This window comes from Paraflavitalea soli (genome assembly GCF_003555545.1).
Taxonomy (GTDB): Bacteria; Bacteroidota; Bacteroidia; order Chitinophagales; family Chitinophagaceae; genus Paraflavitalea; species Paraflavitalea soli.
The window spans coordinates 2,757,397-2,775,404 of sequence record NZ_CP032157.1; the positions used below are offsets into that span (position 1 = coordinate 2,757,397).

At 48.6% G+C, this 18,008-nt stretch carries 14 protein-coding genes; 8 read left to right on the forward strand and 6 right to left on the reverse strand.

Going from position 1 to position 18,008, the window contains the following annotated elements; translation table 11 throughout:
* Window positions 1-57 precede the first annotated feature (57 nt).
* From D3H65_RS10190 to D3H65_RS10210, 5 genes are all read left to right on the forward strand, one after another.
* The gene (locus tag D3H65_RS10190) at window positions 58-1,188 is read left to right on the forward strand and encodes a beta-alanine-activating enzyme beta-propeller domain-containing protein (RefSeq protein WP_162915537.1); all 1,131 of its coding nucleotides are present in this window, start codon (window positions 58-60) and stop codon (window positions 1,186-1,188) included.
* Window positions 1,189-1,245: 57 nt separating this feature from the next.
* Window positions 1,246-4,389 (forward strand): SusC/RagA family TonB-linked outer membrane protein, encoded by a 3,144-nt coding sequence (locus D3H65_RS10195; protein WP_119050210.1) that lies wholly within the window; start codon window positions 1,246-1,248, stop codon window positions 4,387-4,389.
* A 27-nt stretch (window positions 4,390-4,416) separates the two neighbouring features.
* Complete coding sequence (locus D3H65_RS10200; RefSeq protein ID WP_119050211.1) at window positions 4,417-5,859, forward strand: RagB/SusD family nutrient uptake outer membrane protein; 1,443 nt, start codon at window positions 4,417-4,419, stop codon at window positions 5,857-5,859.
* Between the two features lie 21 nt (window positions 5,860-5,880).
* Window positions 5,881-6,561, forward strand: a complete 681-nt coding sequence (locus D3H65_RS10205) for a hypothetical protein (protein WP_119050212.1) — start codon at window positions 5,881-5,883, stop codon at window positions 6,559-6,561.
* A 168-nt stretch (window positions 6,562-6,729) separates the two neighbouring features.
* Entirely contained in the window at window positions 6,730-6,948 is a 219-nt protein-coding gene (locus D3H65_RS10210; protein WP_119050213.1) for a DUF4287 domain-containing protein, read from the forward strand.
* Between the two features lie 84 nt (window positions 6,949-7,032).
* Here D3H65_RS10210 and leuB read toward each other — a convergent pair whose 3' ends face one another.
* The 4 genes from leuB to leuC all read right to left on the reverse strand — a co-directional run bounded on the left by leuB (window position 7,033) and on the right by leuC (window position 11,904).
* Complete coding sequence (gene leuB / locus D3H65_RS10215) at window positions 7,033-8,106, reverse strand: 3-isopropylmalate dehydrogenase (protein ID WP_119050214.1); 1,074 nt, start codon at window positions 8,104-8,106, stop codon at window positions 7,033-7,035.
* A 130-nt stretch (window positions 8,107-8,236) separates the two neighbouring features.
* Complete coding sequence (locus D3H65_RS10220) at window positions 8,237-9,757, reverse strand: alpha-isopropylmalate synthase regulatory domain-containing protein (RefSeq protein ID WP_119050215.1); 1,521 nt, start codon at window positions 9,755-9,757, stop codon at window positions 8,237-8,239.
* Window positions 9,758-9,777: 20 nt separating this feature from the next.
* Complete coding sequence (gene leuD, locus D3H65_RS10225) at window positions 9,778-10,374, reverse strand: 3-isopropylmalate dehydratase small subunit (RefSeq protein WP_119050216.1); 597 nt, start codon at window positions 10,372-10,374, stop codon at window positions 9,778-9,780.
* A gap of 126 nt (window positions 10,375-10,500) precedes the next feature.
* Window positions 10,501-11,904: a 3-isopropylmalate dehydratase large subunit gene (gene leuC, locus D3H65_RS10230; RefSeq protein WP_119050217.1), complete on the reverse strand. Its 1,404-nt coding sequence runs from the start codon at window positions 11,902-11,904 to the stop codon at window positions 10,501-10,503.
* Between the two features lie 158 nt (window positions 11,905-12,062).
* On the opposite strand from leuC, the gene D3H65_RS10235 reads away from it, so the two are divergent.
* From D3H65_RS10235 to D3H65_RS10245, 3 genes are all read left to right on the forward strand, one after another.
* A complete protein-coding gene (locus D3H65_RS10235; protein ID WP_119050218.1) occupies window positions 12,063-12,758 on the forward strand; it encodes a hypothetical protein in 696 nt (231 codons plus the stop codon).
* 9 nt (window positions 12,759-12,767) lie between these two features.
* On the forward strand, window positions 12,768-13,514 hold the full coding sequence (locus D3H65_RS10240; RefSeq protein WP_119050219.1) for an NIPSNAP family protein: 747 nt from the start codon (window positions 12,768-12,770) through the stop codon (window positions 13,512-13,514).
* 64 nt (window positions 13,515-13,578) lie between these two features.
* Window positions 13,579-14,781: a DUF763 domain-containing protein gene (locus tag D3H65_RS10245; protein WP_119050220.1), complete on the forward strand. Its 1,203-nt coding sequence runs from the start codon at window positions 13,579-13,581 to the stop codon at window positions 14,779-14,781.
* Window positions 14,782-14,806: 25 nt separating this feature from the next.
* Here D3H65_RS10245 and D3H65_RS10250 read toward each other — a convergent pair whose 3' ends face one another.
* Window positions 14,807-15,526 (reverse strand): DUF4386 domain-containing protein, encoded by a 720-nt coding sequence (locus D3H65_RS10250; protein WP_119050221.1) that lies wholly within the window; start codon window positions 15,524-15,526, stop codon window positions 14,807-14,809.
* A gap of 52 nt (window positions 15,527-15,578) precedes the next feature.
* Window positions 15,579-17,873: a glycosyl hydrolase family 95 catalytic domain-containing protein gene (locus D3H65_RS10255; RefSeq protein ID WP_119050222.1), complete on the reverse strand. Its 2,295-nt coding sequence runs from the start codon at window positions 17,871-17,873 to the stop codon at window positions 15,579-15,581.
* Window positions 17,874-18,008 lie beyond the last annotated feature (135 nt).

Below are 18,008 nucleotides of genomic sequence, written 5' to 3' on the forward strand. Positions count from 1 at the left end.
ACCATGAACATGGGTAAACTATTGAAATATCTATCAGTGCAAAAACAGCTCTTAATTATGCAAAAGAAATTATTGTGTACCATCCTGCCGGCCATTTGCAGTTTGCTCATGCTGGCCGGTTGTACAAAAGAGGAGACGCCCGTATTTCCACCCTCGGGCCATATCGTATTGATCACTTCTACTTTCAACAACAACTACCTGTATGCAGTAGACGCCATGCATGGCAGCCTGTTATGGAGATATACTTTCACGCATCCCAATCAGCCTTTACAATCCTTTTCCAGCCCCACCGTGGCCGATAGCCTGGTATTCATAGGCAGCCATACCAAGCGGGTGTACGCCATCAACCTGTTTACAGGTATACAGAAATGGGAATACCAAACGGGCGATACGGTGCTGTCTACCCCCACGGTATCAAAAGGAGTAGTATTTGTTGGCAGCGGCGATGGCAAAGTGATTGCGTTGAATGCCGTGAGCGGCACCCGCCGCTGGGAATATGCCACCGGCAGTAAAGTGTATTCCAGCCCTACCCTGAGTGGCCCTACAGTATATGCAGGCAACCTCAATGGACGGATAGTTTCCGTGGATTCGGCCAAAGGCACACTCAGGTGGGGTGTTAACACACGGGGTCCCATCTATTCCAGCCCTGCTGTAGTGGATGGCGTACTATATGTGGGCAGCTTCGACAGCAGCCTGTATGCTATAGATACCCTCAATGGCGCTAAGAAATGGGAGTTCACCACAGCCGGAAAGATACAGTCCAGTCCCACCGTCAGCAACGGCGTGGTATATGTAGGCAGTTATGATAATAAGCTGTACGCAGTAGATGCCGCTACCGGCACTAAGCTATGGGATTTTGCTACCGGCTATGTGATCGCCTCCAGCCCCGTAGTAAAAGACGGCGTAGTATACGTAGGCAGCTATGACAATAAACTGTATGCCATTGATGCAGCCACGGGCACGCAAAAATGGGCCTTCTCCACAGGCGGCCTTATTGAATCCAGTCCCGCGGTAGCCAATGGCCTGGTATATACCGGCAGCCGTGATGGTTATCTCTATGCAGTAGATGCCGCTACCGGTATAAAACGCTGGTCCTTTAAAACGGCCGACAGGATTGCCAGTTCGCCCTGTGTGGTAGATGCCACAGGCGCTGTTATACAATCCGGAATCAATGGAGCTACCCAATAATAAAACCAGCGCCCCATGGGGCGTTCTTATATTTTTTCATTGCCCAAAACCTGAATTATGATAGAAACTTGTACCATCAAAAGCAAACGCGGCAGGCCCTACGCAATCCTGCTGTCGCTGTTGCTACCCTTGCTGTCGGGCCTGGCTACCGCCCAGGAACAAAAACCTGGTAACGTGATTAAACTGTCAGGCTCCGTAAAGAGTGATGTTGGCATTGCGCTGTACAATGTAAGCATATCCGTAAAAAACACAAAGCTGGGTACTTTTACAGATGCTGCGGGAAAATTCACCTTGAATGTGAGCGACAGCAGTGCCATTTTGGTGATCTCTTCTGTAGGTTATACAGCACAGGAAATAAGGGTTGGCCAAAGACGGCAATTTGATATTACCCTTGCTGCCACCAATAACAATATGGAAGATGTGGTGGTGATCGGTTATGGTACTGCTAAAAAGCGGGACATTACCGGCGCCATTACCTCTATCAGCGCCAAACAAATAGAAGAACGGCAAGCCACTACCCTGGCCGATGCCCTGCAGGGCTTTGCAGCAGGCATGCTGGTGATCAACGATGCCGGTAAACCAGGCGCCAGCGGCACCATCCAGATCAGGGGTGGTTCTACGTTTGAAGCGGGCAATGCTCCTTTGTTTGTGGTAGATGGTATGTTGCGCGATAATGCAGACGATATCAACCCCAGCGATATTCAATCCGTGGAAGTATTAAAGGATGCTGCTTCTGCTGCCATCTACGGTTCCCGTTCGGCCAACGGTGTGATCATCATTACCACCAAACGCGGACAGGAATCAAAACCCAGGATCGATATAGCCTACCTGCGCAACTATGGCCAGATAGCCAATAAAATACGGCAGGCCAATGCAGCCGAAGTACGGCTCTATCGCCAGATACAGAGCGGCAGCCTTGGATTACAAGGCATGAACGGCGACTCACTCAACCCAACCTATAATGGCGATGTAAATTATATCGATGAGCTCACACAACTGGCCGTAAAAGACCAGGCCGACGTGTCTCTTTCCGGAGGTGGACAAAACTTTAGTTATTATTCAAGTTTGCGGTTTGTAAACGATATAGGCCTCATCATTAATAGCAATGCCAAACTGATGCAAGGCAGGCTCAACATAGACTGGTTTGCCTCCAAAAGAATAAAGTTTACCAACCAGATCGCTTTTGGCTGGCGCAATGTGAATGAAATTGATGAGGGTACCAGTATAGGACAGGGTTATCAGCGCGACCCGCGTTACCGGTTGTATACAGCCGACGGGGCCCTGATCCCCAACCTTGGCGGACGAAGAAATCCAGTAGCGGAAGCCTTGCTTCTAACCAGGGATGGCGAACGTTATAATGTGAACATCTTTAACCAGATGTATGTCGACTTTTCAAAATACCTGAAGTTGACCTCCAACATTAACGTTGACTTCAATAACTCCACCAATATACGGTTCAGCCCCACGATCCTCAGTACCACCAATGACAACAACAATGGCAGTGAAGCCTGGTCAAAACAATTCAACTGGCAGTTTCAGTCATTCCTCAATTATAGCAGGAGCTTTAAGGAGCACAGTGTAACCGCCTTATTGGGTACTTCCGTAGAAAACAATAGCAGCCGGAGCATTTCCGTGTCAGGTGTCAATTATGCCACAGAAGATGTGCTCACGATGAACTCAGCCGGGCAGATCGTGGTCAGTGGTTCACCGGGCACCAGGTCAGGCGGTACAGAGAATGCCATGGCAGCAGCTTTTGGCCGCTTGTCATACAGTTATAAAGGAAAATATTCTATTAACGGAACTGTACGTTATGATGGGTCCTCCCGTGTGGGAGCAGATAACCGTTGGGGTGCCTTTCTGGCCGGTGGAGCAGCCTGGCGTTTTTCGGAAGAAAAGTTCATGGATTGGTCCAGGGGTATATTGGATGAAGGTAAACTACGGGTAAGCCTTGGGCAAAATGGTAATGAAAGAGGCGGCGATTACAGCGCCCGCCAGAAATACCGTTTTGGCAGCAATAGCTACAATGGCGTGAATGGTCTCATACTGGATAAGACCTTTGGCAACTCTACCCTCGGTTGGGAAAAGACCGTACAAAAGAATGTCGGTCTTGAACTGCAATTTTGGAAAAGGCGGATCAATGTGACGCTTGATTATTACGTCAAGTCTACTACCGACCTGCTGTATGCCCAGGAAATGCCGAAAGAAAGCGGTTATAGCCAGGTATATGTAAACGTGGGCGATATTGAGAACAGAGGGGTGGAATTGCAGATAGGCGCCAACCTGGTACGGAATAAGAACGTGGAATGGTCTGTGAATGGAAATATTTCCTTTGAGCGCGGCAACATCAAGCGCCTGGCCAATGGAGATTTTATCCGGGGCAATGTGGAAGGTACAGGTTCTGCCTCTTACCTGATCACCGAGGGTGGCGCTATCGGAGATTTCTATGGCTGGGTTACCGGCGGCATCTTTCAATATGATGAATCCAATGCGTTCAATGAAAAATGGGAACAGCTAACCCCTGTATTGGGATCCAATGGCGTATTGGCGGGCTATACATTTAATGACAGACCCTATACCGGTAAAGTAAATAGCCTCTACTACCAGGACCGCAAATTAAGAGGCGGCGACAGGTGGTTTAAGAAATTCAATTTCTCCGACAGTGCCAGCGACGACCGGGATCGTGTAGTGATTGGCAATGCCCGCCCTAAATTCTACTATGCTGTCACCAACGATTTCCGGTATAAGCAATTCCGGTTGACCTTTACGGTGAATGCCAGCGTAGGTGGAAAAATATACAACTCCTTTGCACAGTCCATGAATGTATACTCTTCCAGCAATGGTATTGCCTTGCCTGCACTGATCTATGGCGCCTGGCGCAAACCAGGTGATATAGCTCAATATCCTACCGGCAAGGAATTTAGTTCCACAGGAGGTGGCCGTACCGGCGACTACGCACTGGAAGACGGATCATTTGTGCGCCTTGCTTATGTGAGGTTTACTTACAACCTCAATCCACAATCACTCAAACGCATTTTTGCCAAGCGGTTAAGTGCTTATATCTACGGAAGCAACCTGATCACCTGGACCGATTATTCCTGGTTTGACCCTGAATTTTCCAGCGGAACCCTTACACCGGGCAATGATAGTGGCCGTTACCCAAGAAGACGTGAACTGGGCATAGGACTTAACATTGGATTTTAATTATCCGCAACGCTAAACTTATACAATATGAAACTTATCTATTTCTTCCTGGCGCTGGTGCTGACAGCCTCCCTGAGCGGATGCAGCAAGCTACTGGACAAAAAGCCGATCACCGATCTTCCGGCAGAAGAATTCTGGAAGTCGAAGAATGACCTCAAATCCGGTATGGCAGGTGTTTATTCCGGCATTCAGCAAATGCTCAGCAACAATTACCTGATCTGGGGAGATATCCGTTCGGACAACCTGGAACAGGGTGGCAACAATAATTTCCGGGTACATTTTGTGAATGCCCTGACGGCCACTACCGTGGGCTCCGACTGGACCCCGATATACAGCGCTATCGGCAATATCAATACCGCACTCAAATATGTAGCTACTATCCGTAGCCGCGATGCCTCCATCAATGAAACGGAGGTCAATGATAACCTGGCACAGTTGTATGCCATGCGGGCCTACTGCTATTTTACCATTATCAGGTTATGGGGTAAGGCGCCTATCTGGACGGAACCGTATGAAGACATTACACAATCGCCGCTGAAGGCAAGAAGTTCCGTAGACAGTGTAATGAACCTCGTGATCCTACCCGATCTCGCCAAAGCCATTTCTTTATTTGATCCCACTAAAGTAAGGGTGGTCTGGTATGTTAACGCAGGAATGGCCTACGCCCTGCTCACAGATGTATACATGTGGCGGAAAGAGTATGCCAAAGCGATCGAAGCCTCTCAAAACCTCATTGGCAAGTATGACCTGCTTCCCAAAGACCGGTGGAAAGAATTGTTTATAGCGCCCGACCAGGACAATTCCAATAAAGCGGAAAATATCTGGAGCCTGCCCTGGGACTGGAATGTAAATGGTACTTCAGGTTTGTATAACCAGCTGTCCAATGGCAGCAACAGCGTTTCCTGTGGTATGGATATTGACCTGTATAACCGTTGGGTAGCCGACCGGTATACTGATATACGATTCTCTTTAACTACCGATACCAATTCTACCAGCCGGCAGAAGCATCCCAAGTTCATACCCGTCAACCTGGATGCCAATAAAATGCAGATATATCCTAAGAACGGACAGCAAAATACCCACTATTGCATTTACCGGATGGCCGATATCCTGTTGTTAAGAGCCGAAGCATTGGTACACCTCAACCGGTTTCCCGAAGCGCAGGACCTGATCAATGCCGTGAAAGTAAGGGCCGGTTTAAAACCCATTATTTTAGGCGGCGGCGATGTAGAGGGCGCCGTGGATATCATTTTGATGGAGCGTCAAAAAGAGCTTTTCTGCGAATCCAAAAGATGGTACGACCTGGTGCGCAACGACCGGGTACCGACCGTCATGAACCCCATCGTATTCAGAAGGTCCAATTTCTTATCAGATTGGGGTACGGACCTGCGCAAGATCTTATGGCCCATCAACCGAACGGTCATGAACAGCAATTCGCTGCTGGAATCCAACCCACCTTATTCAGATTAGTATATTCAAAAATTGATTGTTATGAAGCATCGTAAATATAAAATGATCCTTTGGCTGCTGGTAGTGCTCACAGCTACGGCAGGTTCGGGATGTTATAAAGCACAGAAAAGCTGGGAACACCAACCGGTGATCCTCGATCCCAATATGCATATGAACGCCTGGGAGTTGTTGAAAAGTCGTGGTGTAGGTGGTTATAAGGACACCTTGTTTGCCCTGATGATGCGGGGCGTGCAATATGCCGGCCTGGAAGAAGAATACAAAAAGGATGACAGGACCTATATATTCCTGCAGAATGCTGCCATCAGGGGTGGTGTGGATGCCTACTTCACCCAATACCAGGTGGATGATGTGGATCAGTTGGGTATACCGATCACGAGGCCGGGCACCGCGTGGGAGGAATACCCTGTAGAGCAGGTAAAGAACTATTTCCTGGGTATGATCATTGCCGGGAAATATACCTACGAAAATGTGGGGTCTAATAACATTTTTGTGAAAACCCTGTTACCGGAAGGGGCTGACCCCAATAATCCCACCAGTGAAATGGGTATCCGCAACTATCCCGGTCCCCAAAGCACCGACCTGCGCAATACCAAGTTATGGCTCAATGCCTACCTCAATGCGCCGCGTCCTATTGAAGTGGTGGCCGGTGGATTTATTTGCACCAACGGGCCTGTGCATACCGTACAAAAAGCACCCTGGTAAAGAGAGCGTTGATCTGGTTTTGATAAAAGGGGTTGTGGCGAAGCTGCAATCCCTTTCTTTATGTTAGGTGGAACCATAAACAGCGCTTTTTGCCACCCTACAATGTCGCTTTTACCCTTGCCGGGTATGAGAGATAGTCAATAAGTTTGTGTTATAAAATTGTAACCCATGTCATTCCAGGCTTACCTCGACAACATCAAAGCAAAGACCGGCAAGAAACCCGAAGAGTTTGTGAAGCTGGCAGAAAAGAAGAAGTTCATTCAAAAGGGCGTGCTCGACCCCAAAGTAAAAGCCGGCCAGATCGTACAATGGCTCAAGGATGATTTTAACCTAGGTCATGGTCACGCCATGGCGATCGTAGCCTATTTTAAGGGTAAGCGGGATTGAGTAACTAAAGTTTGCATGTCCGCCTCATAAAAAATGGCTAAACAATCAACAGACAGCTTAGCCATTCCTATCAATTCTATCTCCTTACAGGTATTTCAACACTGCTGCACCCATCGCTTCTGTGCCGAGTATCTTATCGGCAGGCGTGGCAGCATCAGCTATATCGCGCGTCCGGAAACCAGCTTTCAATACTTTATCAACAGCGCTGATAACGAGTTCAGACTCGGCCTTCAGACCAAATGAAATGTCCAGCAGCAAAGCAGCTGATAAAACTGACGCCAGGGGATTGGCTACTCCTTTGCCTGTGATATCATGCGCCGAACCGTGGATAGGCTCATACACGCCCGTACCATCGCCAATAGAGGCCGATGCCAGCATACCCATGGAACCAGCGATCTGTGATGCTTCGTCCGTAAGAATATCACCAAAGAGGTTGGCAGTCACCACCACATCAAAACGGCGCGGGTCTTTGATGAGCAGCATAGCTGCAGCATCTACAAACTGGTGTTCTACTTCAATATCAGGATACTCCAGGGCCACTTTCTGCACCACTTCTCTCCACAGCCTGGACGTTTCAATGACGTTGGCTTTATCTACAGAACACAGCTTCTTACCGCGGGTGCGGGCTGCATCAAATGCTTTGCGGGCAATGCGCTCTACTTCATAGCGGCTGTATTCAGCAATATCATAAGCCGTGTCGCCATTATTCTTCCTTCCTTTTTCTCCAAAATAAATATCACCGGTCAGTTCACGGAAGAACAGGATATCAGCACCTTTTAATATCTCGGGTTTGATGCTGGAAGCGCCCAGCAGCTCATCAAATAATTTGATGGGGCGCAGGTTGGCGTACAAACCCAGCTCCTTGCGCATTTTCAGCAATCCTTGTTCCGGTCTTACTTTGGCTGAAGGATCGTTGTCATATTTTGGATGGCCTACTGCACCAAACAATACAGCATCCGACTTTTTCATCTTTTCCAATGACTCATCCGGTAAAGGAACACCTGTTGCTTCAATAGCAACATGCCCGATGAGGGTTTCATCATAGGTAAATGTATGTCCGAATTTTGCAGCAATAGCATCCAATACTTTTTTACCAACTGCTGTTACTTCCTGCCCTATTCCATCGCCTGGAACAATTAAGATATGCTTTGTAGCCATTAGAGATTGTTATGATTTAGATATTCTGATTGGAAAATTTACCGTAGACTAAGGTGAGTCGCCCTGTAGCGCTGCAAGTGCCGTGCGGCAGGGCGGCCCACCTTTTCAGTTGCCGGCAAAAGCAATTGCCTCAAATTTGATTCAACATTTTTTGAGTAGCCTTGATCGCAGACACCGTCTGGTCACTATCAAGCCCCCTTGTAATGAATTCCTTACCATTATAGCTCCAGGTGATGACCGTTTCGCACAAGGCGTCACTTTTACCACCGGGCGGTATACGCACCGCATAGTCAGTAAGGGAAGGCAATTCCTGCTTGCGCTTCTTATACACTTTCTTCAGTGCATTCATGAAGGCGTCATATTGACCATCACCTTGCGCATGTTCTTCAAACAGCTCTCCTTCTATGGATATCTTCAGCGTTACCGAAGGGTTGAGGTTCTTGGAATGCGTGAGCACATAGTTCTCAATCGTCACCTTCTCTTCAATGGTATTGCTGTTCAGTACATCAGAAATGATATACGGCAGGTCGGCCTGCGTTACCACTTCCTTCCTGTCGCCCAGTTCAATAATACGCTGCGTTACCTTCTTCAGATCGGGGTCCGACAGGTGCAGCCCCAGTTGCGCCAGGTTATTTTCAATATTGGCCTTACCGCTTGTTTTGCCGAGTGCATATTTACGCTGGCGGCCAAACCGCTCAGGCATCAGGTCGCTGAAATACAGCTTGTTCTTTTTATCTCCATCCGCATGGATGCCGGCTGTTTGCGTAAATACATTCTCCCCTACTACCGGCTTGTTGACAGGGATACGGAAACCGGAAAAGGTTTCCACCAGCTTGCTCACCGTATACAATGATTTTTCTACCACCGAAGTTTTGACCGTTGGCAGGAAATCGTTCAGCACTGCAATGGCGCTCGCCAGCGGCGCATTGCCGGCTCTTTCTCCCATACCATTGATGGTAAGGTGAATACCATGCGCACCCGCCTTGATGCCTTCCAGCACATTGGCAGTACCCAGATCATAATCATTGTGGGCATGGAAATCGAAATGAAGACCGGGATATCGTTGAACTATGGAAGAGATAAACTCATATACTTCTGAAGGGATCAGTACACCCAGTGTATCCGGCAACATCACCCTTTTCACAGGTTGGTGCTGCAGGAAATCCAGGTATTGGAACACATATTCCCTCGAATGCCGCATACCATTGCTCCAGTCTTCGAGGTATACATTACACTCCAGCCCTTTTTTCCTGGCCAGGGCTATCACTGCGGCTACTTCCGCAAAATGTTGCTCTGGTTTCTTCTTAAGTTGATGGGTAAGGTGATTGAGCGAGCCCTTCGTAAGCAGGTTCATTACTTTGGCCCCCGCCTTTTGCATCCACTGTACCGATACATCACCATCCACAAAAGTGAGTACTTCCACTTTATGAAGAAGTCCCTTGGCCTTAGCCCATTTGGTAATGGCTTTTACCGCAGCAAATTCACCATCCGATACCCGGGCAGAGGCAATTTCGATCCGGTCAACTTTTACATCCGTCAGTAAAAGCTGGGCAATGGTTAACTTTTCCGATGCCGTGAAAGAGACCCCGCTGGTTTGCTCACCATCCCGGAGGGTAGTGTCCATTATTTCAAGATACCTGGAAGAAGACATAATCGTTAGAGCTGTTTTAATTAATAGAGGCTTTTCGCAGCAAATGACTGGATCTCCGTTTTCATAGCCTGTAAGTAATCAATATCATCATAGCCATTGATCATGTTGTCCTTCTTATAGCCATTGATATCAAATGATTCCTGCTCTCCTGTAGCCAGGATCGTAATGGTTTGCTGGGGAAGGCTCACCTCCAGCTGGGTATTGGGATCGGCTTCTATAGCCTTGAATATCTTATCCAGGAATTCAGGACTCACCTGCACTGGCAAAATGCCGACGTTGAGCGAGTTATTTTTGAAGATATCTGCAAAAAAGCTGGATACCACACAGCGGAAACCATAATCATAGATGGCCCAGGCAGCGTGTTCACGGCTGCTGCCGCTGCCGAAGTTGCGGCCGCCTACCAGTATCTTACCGGAATAGATGCTGTTGTTTAAAACAAAATCCTTTTTAGGGGTGCCATCGCCATTGTAACGCCAGTCGCGGAAAAGATTGTCCCCAAATCCTGTGCGTTCCGTTGCCTTTAAGAAACGTGCCGGAATGATCTGGTCAGTATCTACATTTTCTATCGGCATGGGAACCGCTGCACTTGTCAAAACGGTGAATTTATCGTAAGCCATGTTGTATAAGCTGCGAGCTGTGAGCTTCGAGCCACGAGCTCTTGTTGATGAATGTTGTTAATGATCTGTATACTTCCGATTACTGTACTCCCAATCCTGTATTCTTCTGTATTCTGTATTCTTTCCCTACAGCAACTCCCTGGGATCTGTCACCACGCCTGTTACAGCAGCGGCGGCGGCCACCAAAGGACTTGCCAGCAGGGTTCTGGCACCAGGTCCTTGTCTTCCTTCAAAGTTGCGGTTGCTGGTACTCACCGCATATTTGCCGGCGGGAATTTTATCATCATTCATGGCCAGACAGGCTGAACATCCGGGCTGACGCAGCTGGAATCCCGCTGCTGTCAAAATATCCAGGATGCCTTCTTCTTTGATCTGTGCTTCTACAATATGTGAACCTGGTACGATCCAGGCAGTGATATGCTCGGCTTTTTTACGTCCTTTTACCACAGAGGCAAAAGCACGGAAATCTTCAATACGTCCGTTGGTACAGCTGCCGATGAATACATAATCCACTTTCTTGCCCAGCATTTCCTCGTCTTCATGGAAGCCCATATAGTCGAGTGACTTATCGTAGCTGGCCTTGCTGCCACCTACCTGCTGTGCAGTGGGAATATGTTTGGTGATGCCCATACCCATGCCTGGATTGGTACCATAAGTGATCATCGGTTCAATATCAGCTGCATCGAAATGATGTTCCAGGTCGAAGGCGGCGCCTTCTTCCGTCTTCAATGTTTTCCAGTAAGCCAGCGCTTTATCCCAGGCTTCGCCGTTGGGCGCTTTTTCACGGCCTTTGATATAAGCAAACGTGGTTTCATCCGGAGCGATCATACCGCCACGGGCGCCCATTTCAATACTCATATTGCAAACCGTCATACGGCCTTCCATCGTCATGCTTTCAAATACTTCTCCGGCAAATTCCACGAAATAACCGGTAGCACCAGCGGCAGTGAGTTTGGAAATGATATAGAGCACTACATCTTTAGGGGTAATACCCTTGCCCAGTTTACCATGCACGTTGATGCGCATTTTCTTAGGCTTGGGCTGCATAATACACTGTGAAGAAAGCACCATTTCCACCTCTGAGGTACCGATACCGAAGGCGATAGCGCCAAAAGCACCGTGGGTGGAAGTATGGGAATCACCACACACAATCGTCATCCCCGGCAGGGTAATGCCATTTTCCGGTCCTACCACGTGTACAATACCATTCTTGGGATTGCCCAAACCCCAGTGAGAAATACCATATTTGGAAGAATTAGACTCCAGGGCCTTCAGCTGGTTGGCCGAAAGAGGGTCCTGTACCGGCAAATGCTGGTTAATGGTGGGCGTATTATGATCGGCTGTAGCAAATGTCTTTTCGGGAAAGATCACCTTCAAACCCCGGGCTTCCAGGCCCAGAAAGGCCACCGGACTGGTCACTTCATGAATAAAATGGCGGTCAATAAAGAACACATCAGGGCCATCTTCAATTTTCCTGACTACATGGGAATCCCATACCTTGTCAAATAATGTAGCGGGCGTTTTGCTCATTTTGTATATTTTAAAACGGAAGTGCGAATTTCTTAAAATATATCCGGATAATCAGGAATTTAAAGCGTTTTTTTCTAATATTAGGTCAATATAGATGAACAACTGTTAGTTCTCTGCTAAATCAACCCGCACAAGGGTCCTTAACTTTACAGCTCATTATGAACCAATTGGATAGCGCTGACCTCAAAGAGGTTATCAACGAAGCAAAGAACCTGGCCATTGATTACAGGCACGGATTTATACACATCGACCATTTACTGGTCGCCATGCTCACCACCGGCTGCACCACCCCCAAATACCTGGCAGCTTTATCGTTGGAAGATTGCCAAAACTGGCTCCGCGATCGCTACCCCGCTACCTCCACCGCTACCGATGAAGATCTGTTGGACCTGTCCGATGAAGCCTCCAGGATCGTCTGGCATGCCACCTACCTGGCCCATCAGCAAAAAGAACAGGAAGGCACCAATAGCCTCCACCTGTTACTGGCCATACTGAGCTACGAAAACCATGTAACAGCAAAAGCCAAACAGGCAGGCGTGACCTTTGAGGGTATTGCTGCTGCTCATTATAAGGAGCCCGTTCCCAGGAAAGGCCCCGAAGTCAAACGGAAGCATTTTAAAAAGCCTTCAGCCCTCGCCCGCTGGCTGCGACTGTCCCCATCTACAGATGAACTGAGCGAAGAGCTGCACCACCACGCGCAGGAATTATGGCAGTTTCAGCAATATGAGGATTGCATCACCGTTTGCCAGGAAGGCCTGAACCTGCTGCCTGCATTCGACCGGCTGCAGATCCTGCTGGCCGATTGCCATGCCGCTTTACAGAAAAAAAGAAAAACATTCCCCATTGTGCAGTAGATTTATTCTATGAAAACCTTGCCAATCATCTTATCCCTGCTTTTTATGCAGCAGCTGGCTACAGCCCAGGTAAAAGACACCCGCTTATTCGAACTGAGGATCTATTACTGCCATCCCGGTAAATTGAATGACCTGAAAGCTCGTTTTGCCAATCATACCACCCGTATTTTTGAAAAGCATGGCATGACCAATATTGGTTATTGGCTGCCTGTGAACAATACGGACAGTGCCCTCTATTACGTGTTGGCCTATCCCAATAAAGAAGCCCGGGATGCCTCCTGGAAAGCATTTGGCGCCGATCCGGAATGGAAACAGGTGAGTTCCAAATCGGAAGAAAATGGCAAGATCGTAGCCAAAGTAACTTCCATTTTCATGGAGGCAGATGCGATATCTCCCATCATCAAACCATCCCAGCAAACTCCAGAACGCGTATTTGAACTACGCACCTATACCTGCAACCCCGGCAAACTGCCCACCCTCATCACCAGGTTCAGAGACCATACGCTAAAATTGTTTGAAAAGCACGGCATGACCAATATCGCTTACTGGACCACCATCGAAAAAGACAGTACCCAGCCAAAGCTGATCTACATCCTGGCCCACAAAAGTGAAGAGGACGGAAAGAAATCATTCGCCTCCTTCGTTGCTGATCCTGCCTGGATAACAGTCCGTGACAATTCGGAAAAAGAGGGGAAGATCATTGAGAAACTGGAGTCCGTCGTGATGAGACCACTACCCTTTTCAGCCATTAAATAAGCGCCTGGCAAATTCAGATTGCTAAATAATTTATCATTTCCACAGAGATGCGTAAATTTGCAATATGAAACGCTCGGGGGCGGCGGATCTTCCGCTGCATTATGGATATGTGCCGAAGTGGCTGGCGGAACGGATGGCTAAACTGGGCCTTGCGGTCACAGAAGCTATTCTCACTGAGTATGGTAAAGAAGAGGTATTGCGCCGCCTGGCCGATCCCTTCTGGTTCCAAAGTTTCGGTGCAGTCATGGGCATGGACTGGCATTCCTCGGGCATCACTACTTCCGTCATGGGCGCTTTAAAAAGGGCCATCAATCCACACGCTAAAGCACTGGGCATTTATATCTGCGGCGGCAAAGGAAAATTCTCCAAAGAAACACCGGCAGAACTCCTTAAGCTGGCCGACAGTACCGGCCTTAATGGTACAGAACTGGTACGCTGCAGTAAACTCAGCGCCAAAGTAGACAATACCGCTGTACAGGACGGCTTCCAGTTGTACACCCATAATTTCATTGTGAGTAATGATGGTCAGTGGACAGTCATACAACAGGGAATGGATCCGCTCAGCAAAACGGCCAGGCGTTATCATTGGCATTCTGATACAATACGCTCTTTTGTTGATGAACCACATACCGGCATCTGTGGCATTAACCAGGGCGCCATCTTAAACCTGACAGCTACTGAAGCAGGCACTACCCGCAATGGTATCCTGCAGATCACGGAAGAAGACCCGCTTCACCTAATCAAGGATTTTCAACGCCTCCTTATGCCTGCTCATCACGAAGTGCACGAAGGTGATGTAAATCTTAAACGACTGGGTGCTGTATTGTGGCTGGCACACGAACAAAAACCCGAGAACTTTGAAGAATTATTATTACTGCAGGGTGTAGGTCCAAGAACATTGCAATCACTCACCCTGGTAAGCGAAGTGATCCATGGAACTCCCTCCCGCTTCAAAGACCCCGCACGCTTTTCTTTTGCCCATGGCGGTAAAGACGGACATCCGTTTCCCGTTCCTACCAAAGTCTATGATGAGACCATTGCTGTATTGCAAACCGCAGTGCACAAAGCTAAATTGGGCAATAGTGATAAAACTGAAGCGATTAAGAAACTACAGGAAATAGCAGCCCGCGCAGAAGATAATTTTATTCCCAATGCCAACTTTGATGCATTGATCCAAAAAGAAAGAGAAGATTCCTGGAAGCATGGCGGAAGAACTGTATTCGGCAAAGCCAAACCGCCAAAATCTGATCAATTATCCCTGTTCTGATACCTGTCACCTGCAACAGGCTTCCTTACCTGCTAATAACTGCTTCAGGAGCCAGGAAGCCAGGTCTGTTCCTGGCGCCCATGATCAATAACCACAGGCAGGTGCCTATTTCGCCCAGGCTGGCAGGCCTGGTGATATAACGTGCAATGAACATTTCACCAAAGTCTGGAATGAGCACCCGGCCGAAGAAATTGATCAGGTAACCGAAACAACCCAATACCAGCAATACACCCCATACTTTGGGCAGCATGCCTGAATGATACACCAGGAAACCAAAAGGCAATAACCACAATCCCCAGAATACGGTGACGATCAACAGGCCATCATCATAGGCACTCAGCTGCGCCATCACCTGCGAAGCGATCTGCACACTGTCGAATATCTGGAGGTGCTCGGCGCCTTTGATGAGCGTGAGCACTTCAAATTTGTGCTGCATGTTGAGGAAAGAAATGGGAACACTTACGATGGCCAGGATCACCATCAGTTTTGCAGCCTGTTCATGAACAGGCTTCAACAACTGGTATAAAGCAAGTGGCAATCCCAGGAAAGCAATATAACAAAGTATACTGCTGGCAATGCCCCATCGGAACAAAGATTCGGAAGCAGTGATCTGTTGCACTGTTTTGGCAGCATCTTTCCAATCGATCAGTTTGGAAGGCACATAGGCTAAACTAAAGATCCCGGTCACTACAACTACTAAATAGATCAATCCGGCAAGTCTTGCGGTCCTTTTGATTGAATACATGGCTTATTATTTAGGGGAAACACCCGCCCAACACTTAGTCGTATCCAGCCCCTCAAATGGAAACAACCACGATCATTTCACCCACGCCTGTAGTGAAACGCACCGCAGCCCCACGCAGCACTTCGGCTTTCTTCCCATTCCTTACCAGTTGGATGCTCTTGCCCGGCCAGGGATTGGCCAGCACGCAGACACGCCCTTTTTCACTGAGCAGGTGCACGTACTCCACACTCCCTTTGCGCAGGCGGCTGCTCACCAGAAAAGCGCCATAGGCCCTTAACTGATCAAACTGTGCGTCTTTGGAATGATCCCAATTAGGGAAAATGCGCACCACTCCTTCATAGCTCTGCAATAACATTTCATTGATGGTAAGCGGTACAGCCGCCAGGGTTTCAATACCTCCTCCGCCCTGCGTGATCCACCAGTTGGACAAAGATTGCCGGGCAATGCGTTCCTTCAGGTATTGCAATATTTCACCGGGATCATAACCAACACGCACAGCGCCGGGGAAGCAGGTCTCGATACCGTTATTCAACGTATTGCCCCATTCGGCGCCCGATTTCATTTTATCTTTCCAATGACTTACATCATCCAATAAGATCTTGTTGAAGGAGGAGTCTGTTATCGGCCCGGCTACGCCAGCGGGCACAAGCAGCCCATGAATAGACACCCGGTTCAGGCCTGCCGGTTTTTCATAACCCCAGGGCCTTTTCTCGACACTCTGCAGGCTGCGCCTTCCATCTGCATCGCCTACCGGAAACTGGCTGAGGTGCGTAAGTATGTGCGTCCATGTTGACTGCCGGCCCTGGTCCTTGCCCAGGTAAGTGCTCATGTCCACCACGCCTTTGAACAGCATCTTCACCAGCCCTAGTGAAAGGGTGGAATTGAAATCTCCCAGGCGGTCGCGCCAGTTGCCGGTACTGCCCAGCCGGGGCATGATCTCATTAAAGTGATCCATATAGATCACGTATCGCCCTTCTTCATACTTCAGGTAGTCTTCCCAGAAATCGGCACAGGCTACCAGGTAAGGATATACCCGCAACGCATAGGACGAATCGTAGGTACTGTAAAAGCGCATCAGCATATTACCTACGCTAAACACGGCGTTGATCTTTTGCCCCAGGAACTTAAAGCCATCATCGATCGTATTCTCCCGTGTGCCATAGCGCTTTTCCATCTCCTCCGGCGTTAATGGCCAGCGGGTGGTCACGAGGCCACGTGGCCCGATCCCCACGGGGTAATAAATACCGCGTACGTTCAATAAGCTGCGGGCATGCGCAACACCTTTGGGCATATAATCCAGCAAAGGCTGATCAAAATTATTGGTAAGGTCAATCTGGTTGGAAGAGTAAGCCGCCCAATACGGCGCCTGGTAATTATAATTGAGATGATAATCACCTCCCCAGGCAGTAGAGTCTTTCGTAATAAAAGGGCCCCAGATGCCGGGCGCAAACTTATCGCCCCTCGACGAACAGGCCAGCAGGTATTGCGAGGCATAATAGTATTGTTCCAGGTAAGGATCACCGATCCTTACGGAAGACCTTAACCAGAATTGTCGCCACCAGGCTTCATGTTGGATACGCATGTTTGCAACTGATACGGCAGTGAGGGCACCGGCCTCCCGGATGGCCTGTTCTTTCCATTGCGGCTGATCAAAACTGGTATACAGGGTGAGTGTGATAGTGATCTTTTTACCGGGCAATAGTTCTATATAGTTGTTTTGATCCACTACCGCGCCCAGGGTCTTCATAGCAATGGCCACATGACAGGGCCATTCCTGCAAAGCAGTATCGTTGAAGGAGCGCGTTACCCACTGCACCTGGTTGGTGACTCCGGCACCATTGACAGCCGTATTCCCTTCCGGAGCCCATAATTTCAATTGCAACCGGCAAGCCTTGTTGGAGATGAACTCAACCACCACAGTATTGTGTGTGGCAGCTACCCAGGCAGTGAGTGATACACTTGTATTGCCTTTTGTAAAGCGGCCTTTGACAACCGCTTTGTCCATTACCTGCTCCGCATACCAGGAAGCGCCTTTGAGAGCCTCACTGCTCACCTGCAAAGCACCGGGAAAAGCGATACCGCCACCCGGATACACCGGCCAGGCCCTCCAAAAATCATTTTTACCCAGGTAAAAGCATAAGTTATCAGGGCTTCCCCCCAGGGTAAGCCCAATATCGCCGTTGCCAGCCAGGGGTGCATCCGGTACTTTGGAAGTAGGCACCATGCGGGGCGCTTCGTTAAAGATAGCCTTGTAGCGCCCGGCATATATTTCCTGGGCAGCAGCAGAAAAAGCAGCAAGAGAATACAACAACAAGCAGGTGATCCTTACAAAAGCAACCGGTCGCATACAGTAGATTAAGCATTACAAAAGCCTGAGCCCTTGCAAGCTACCTATCATTTACTGTTTGATACCGTACATGTATTTGCTATCCAGTAAGTTATTTTGTCAAACAACAGCATGCCCACATCACCCCTCGTTCCC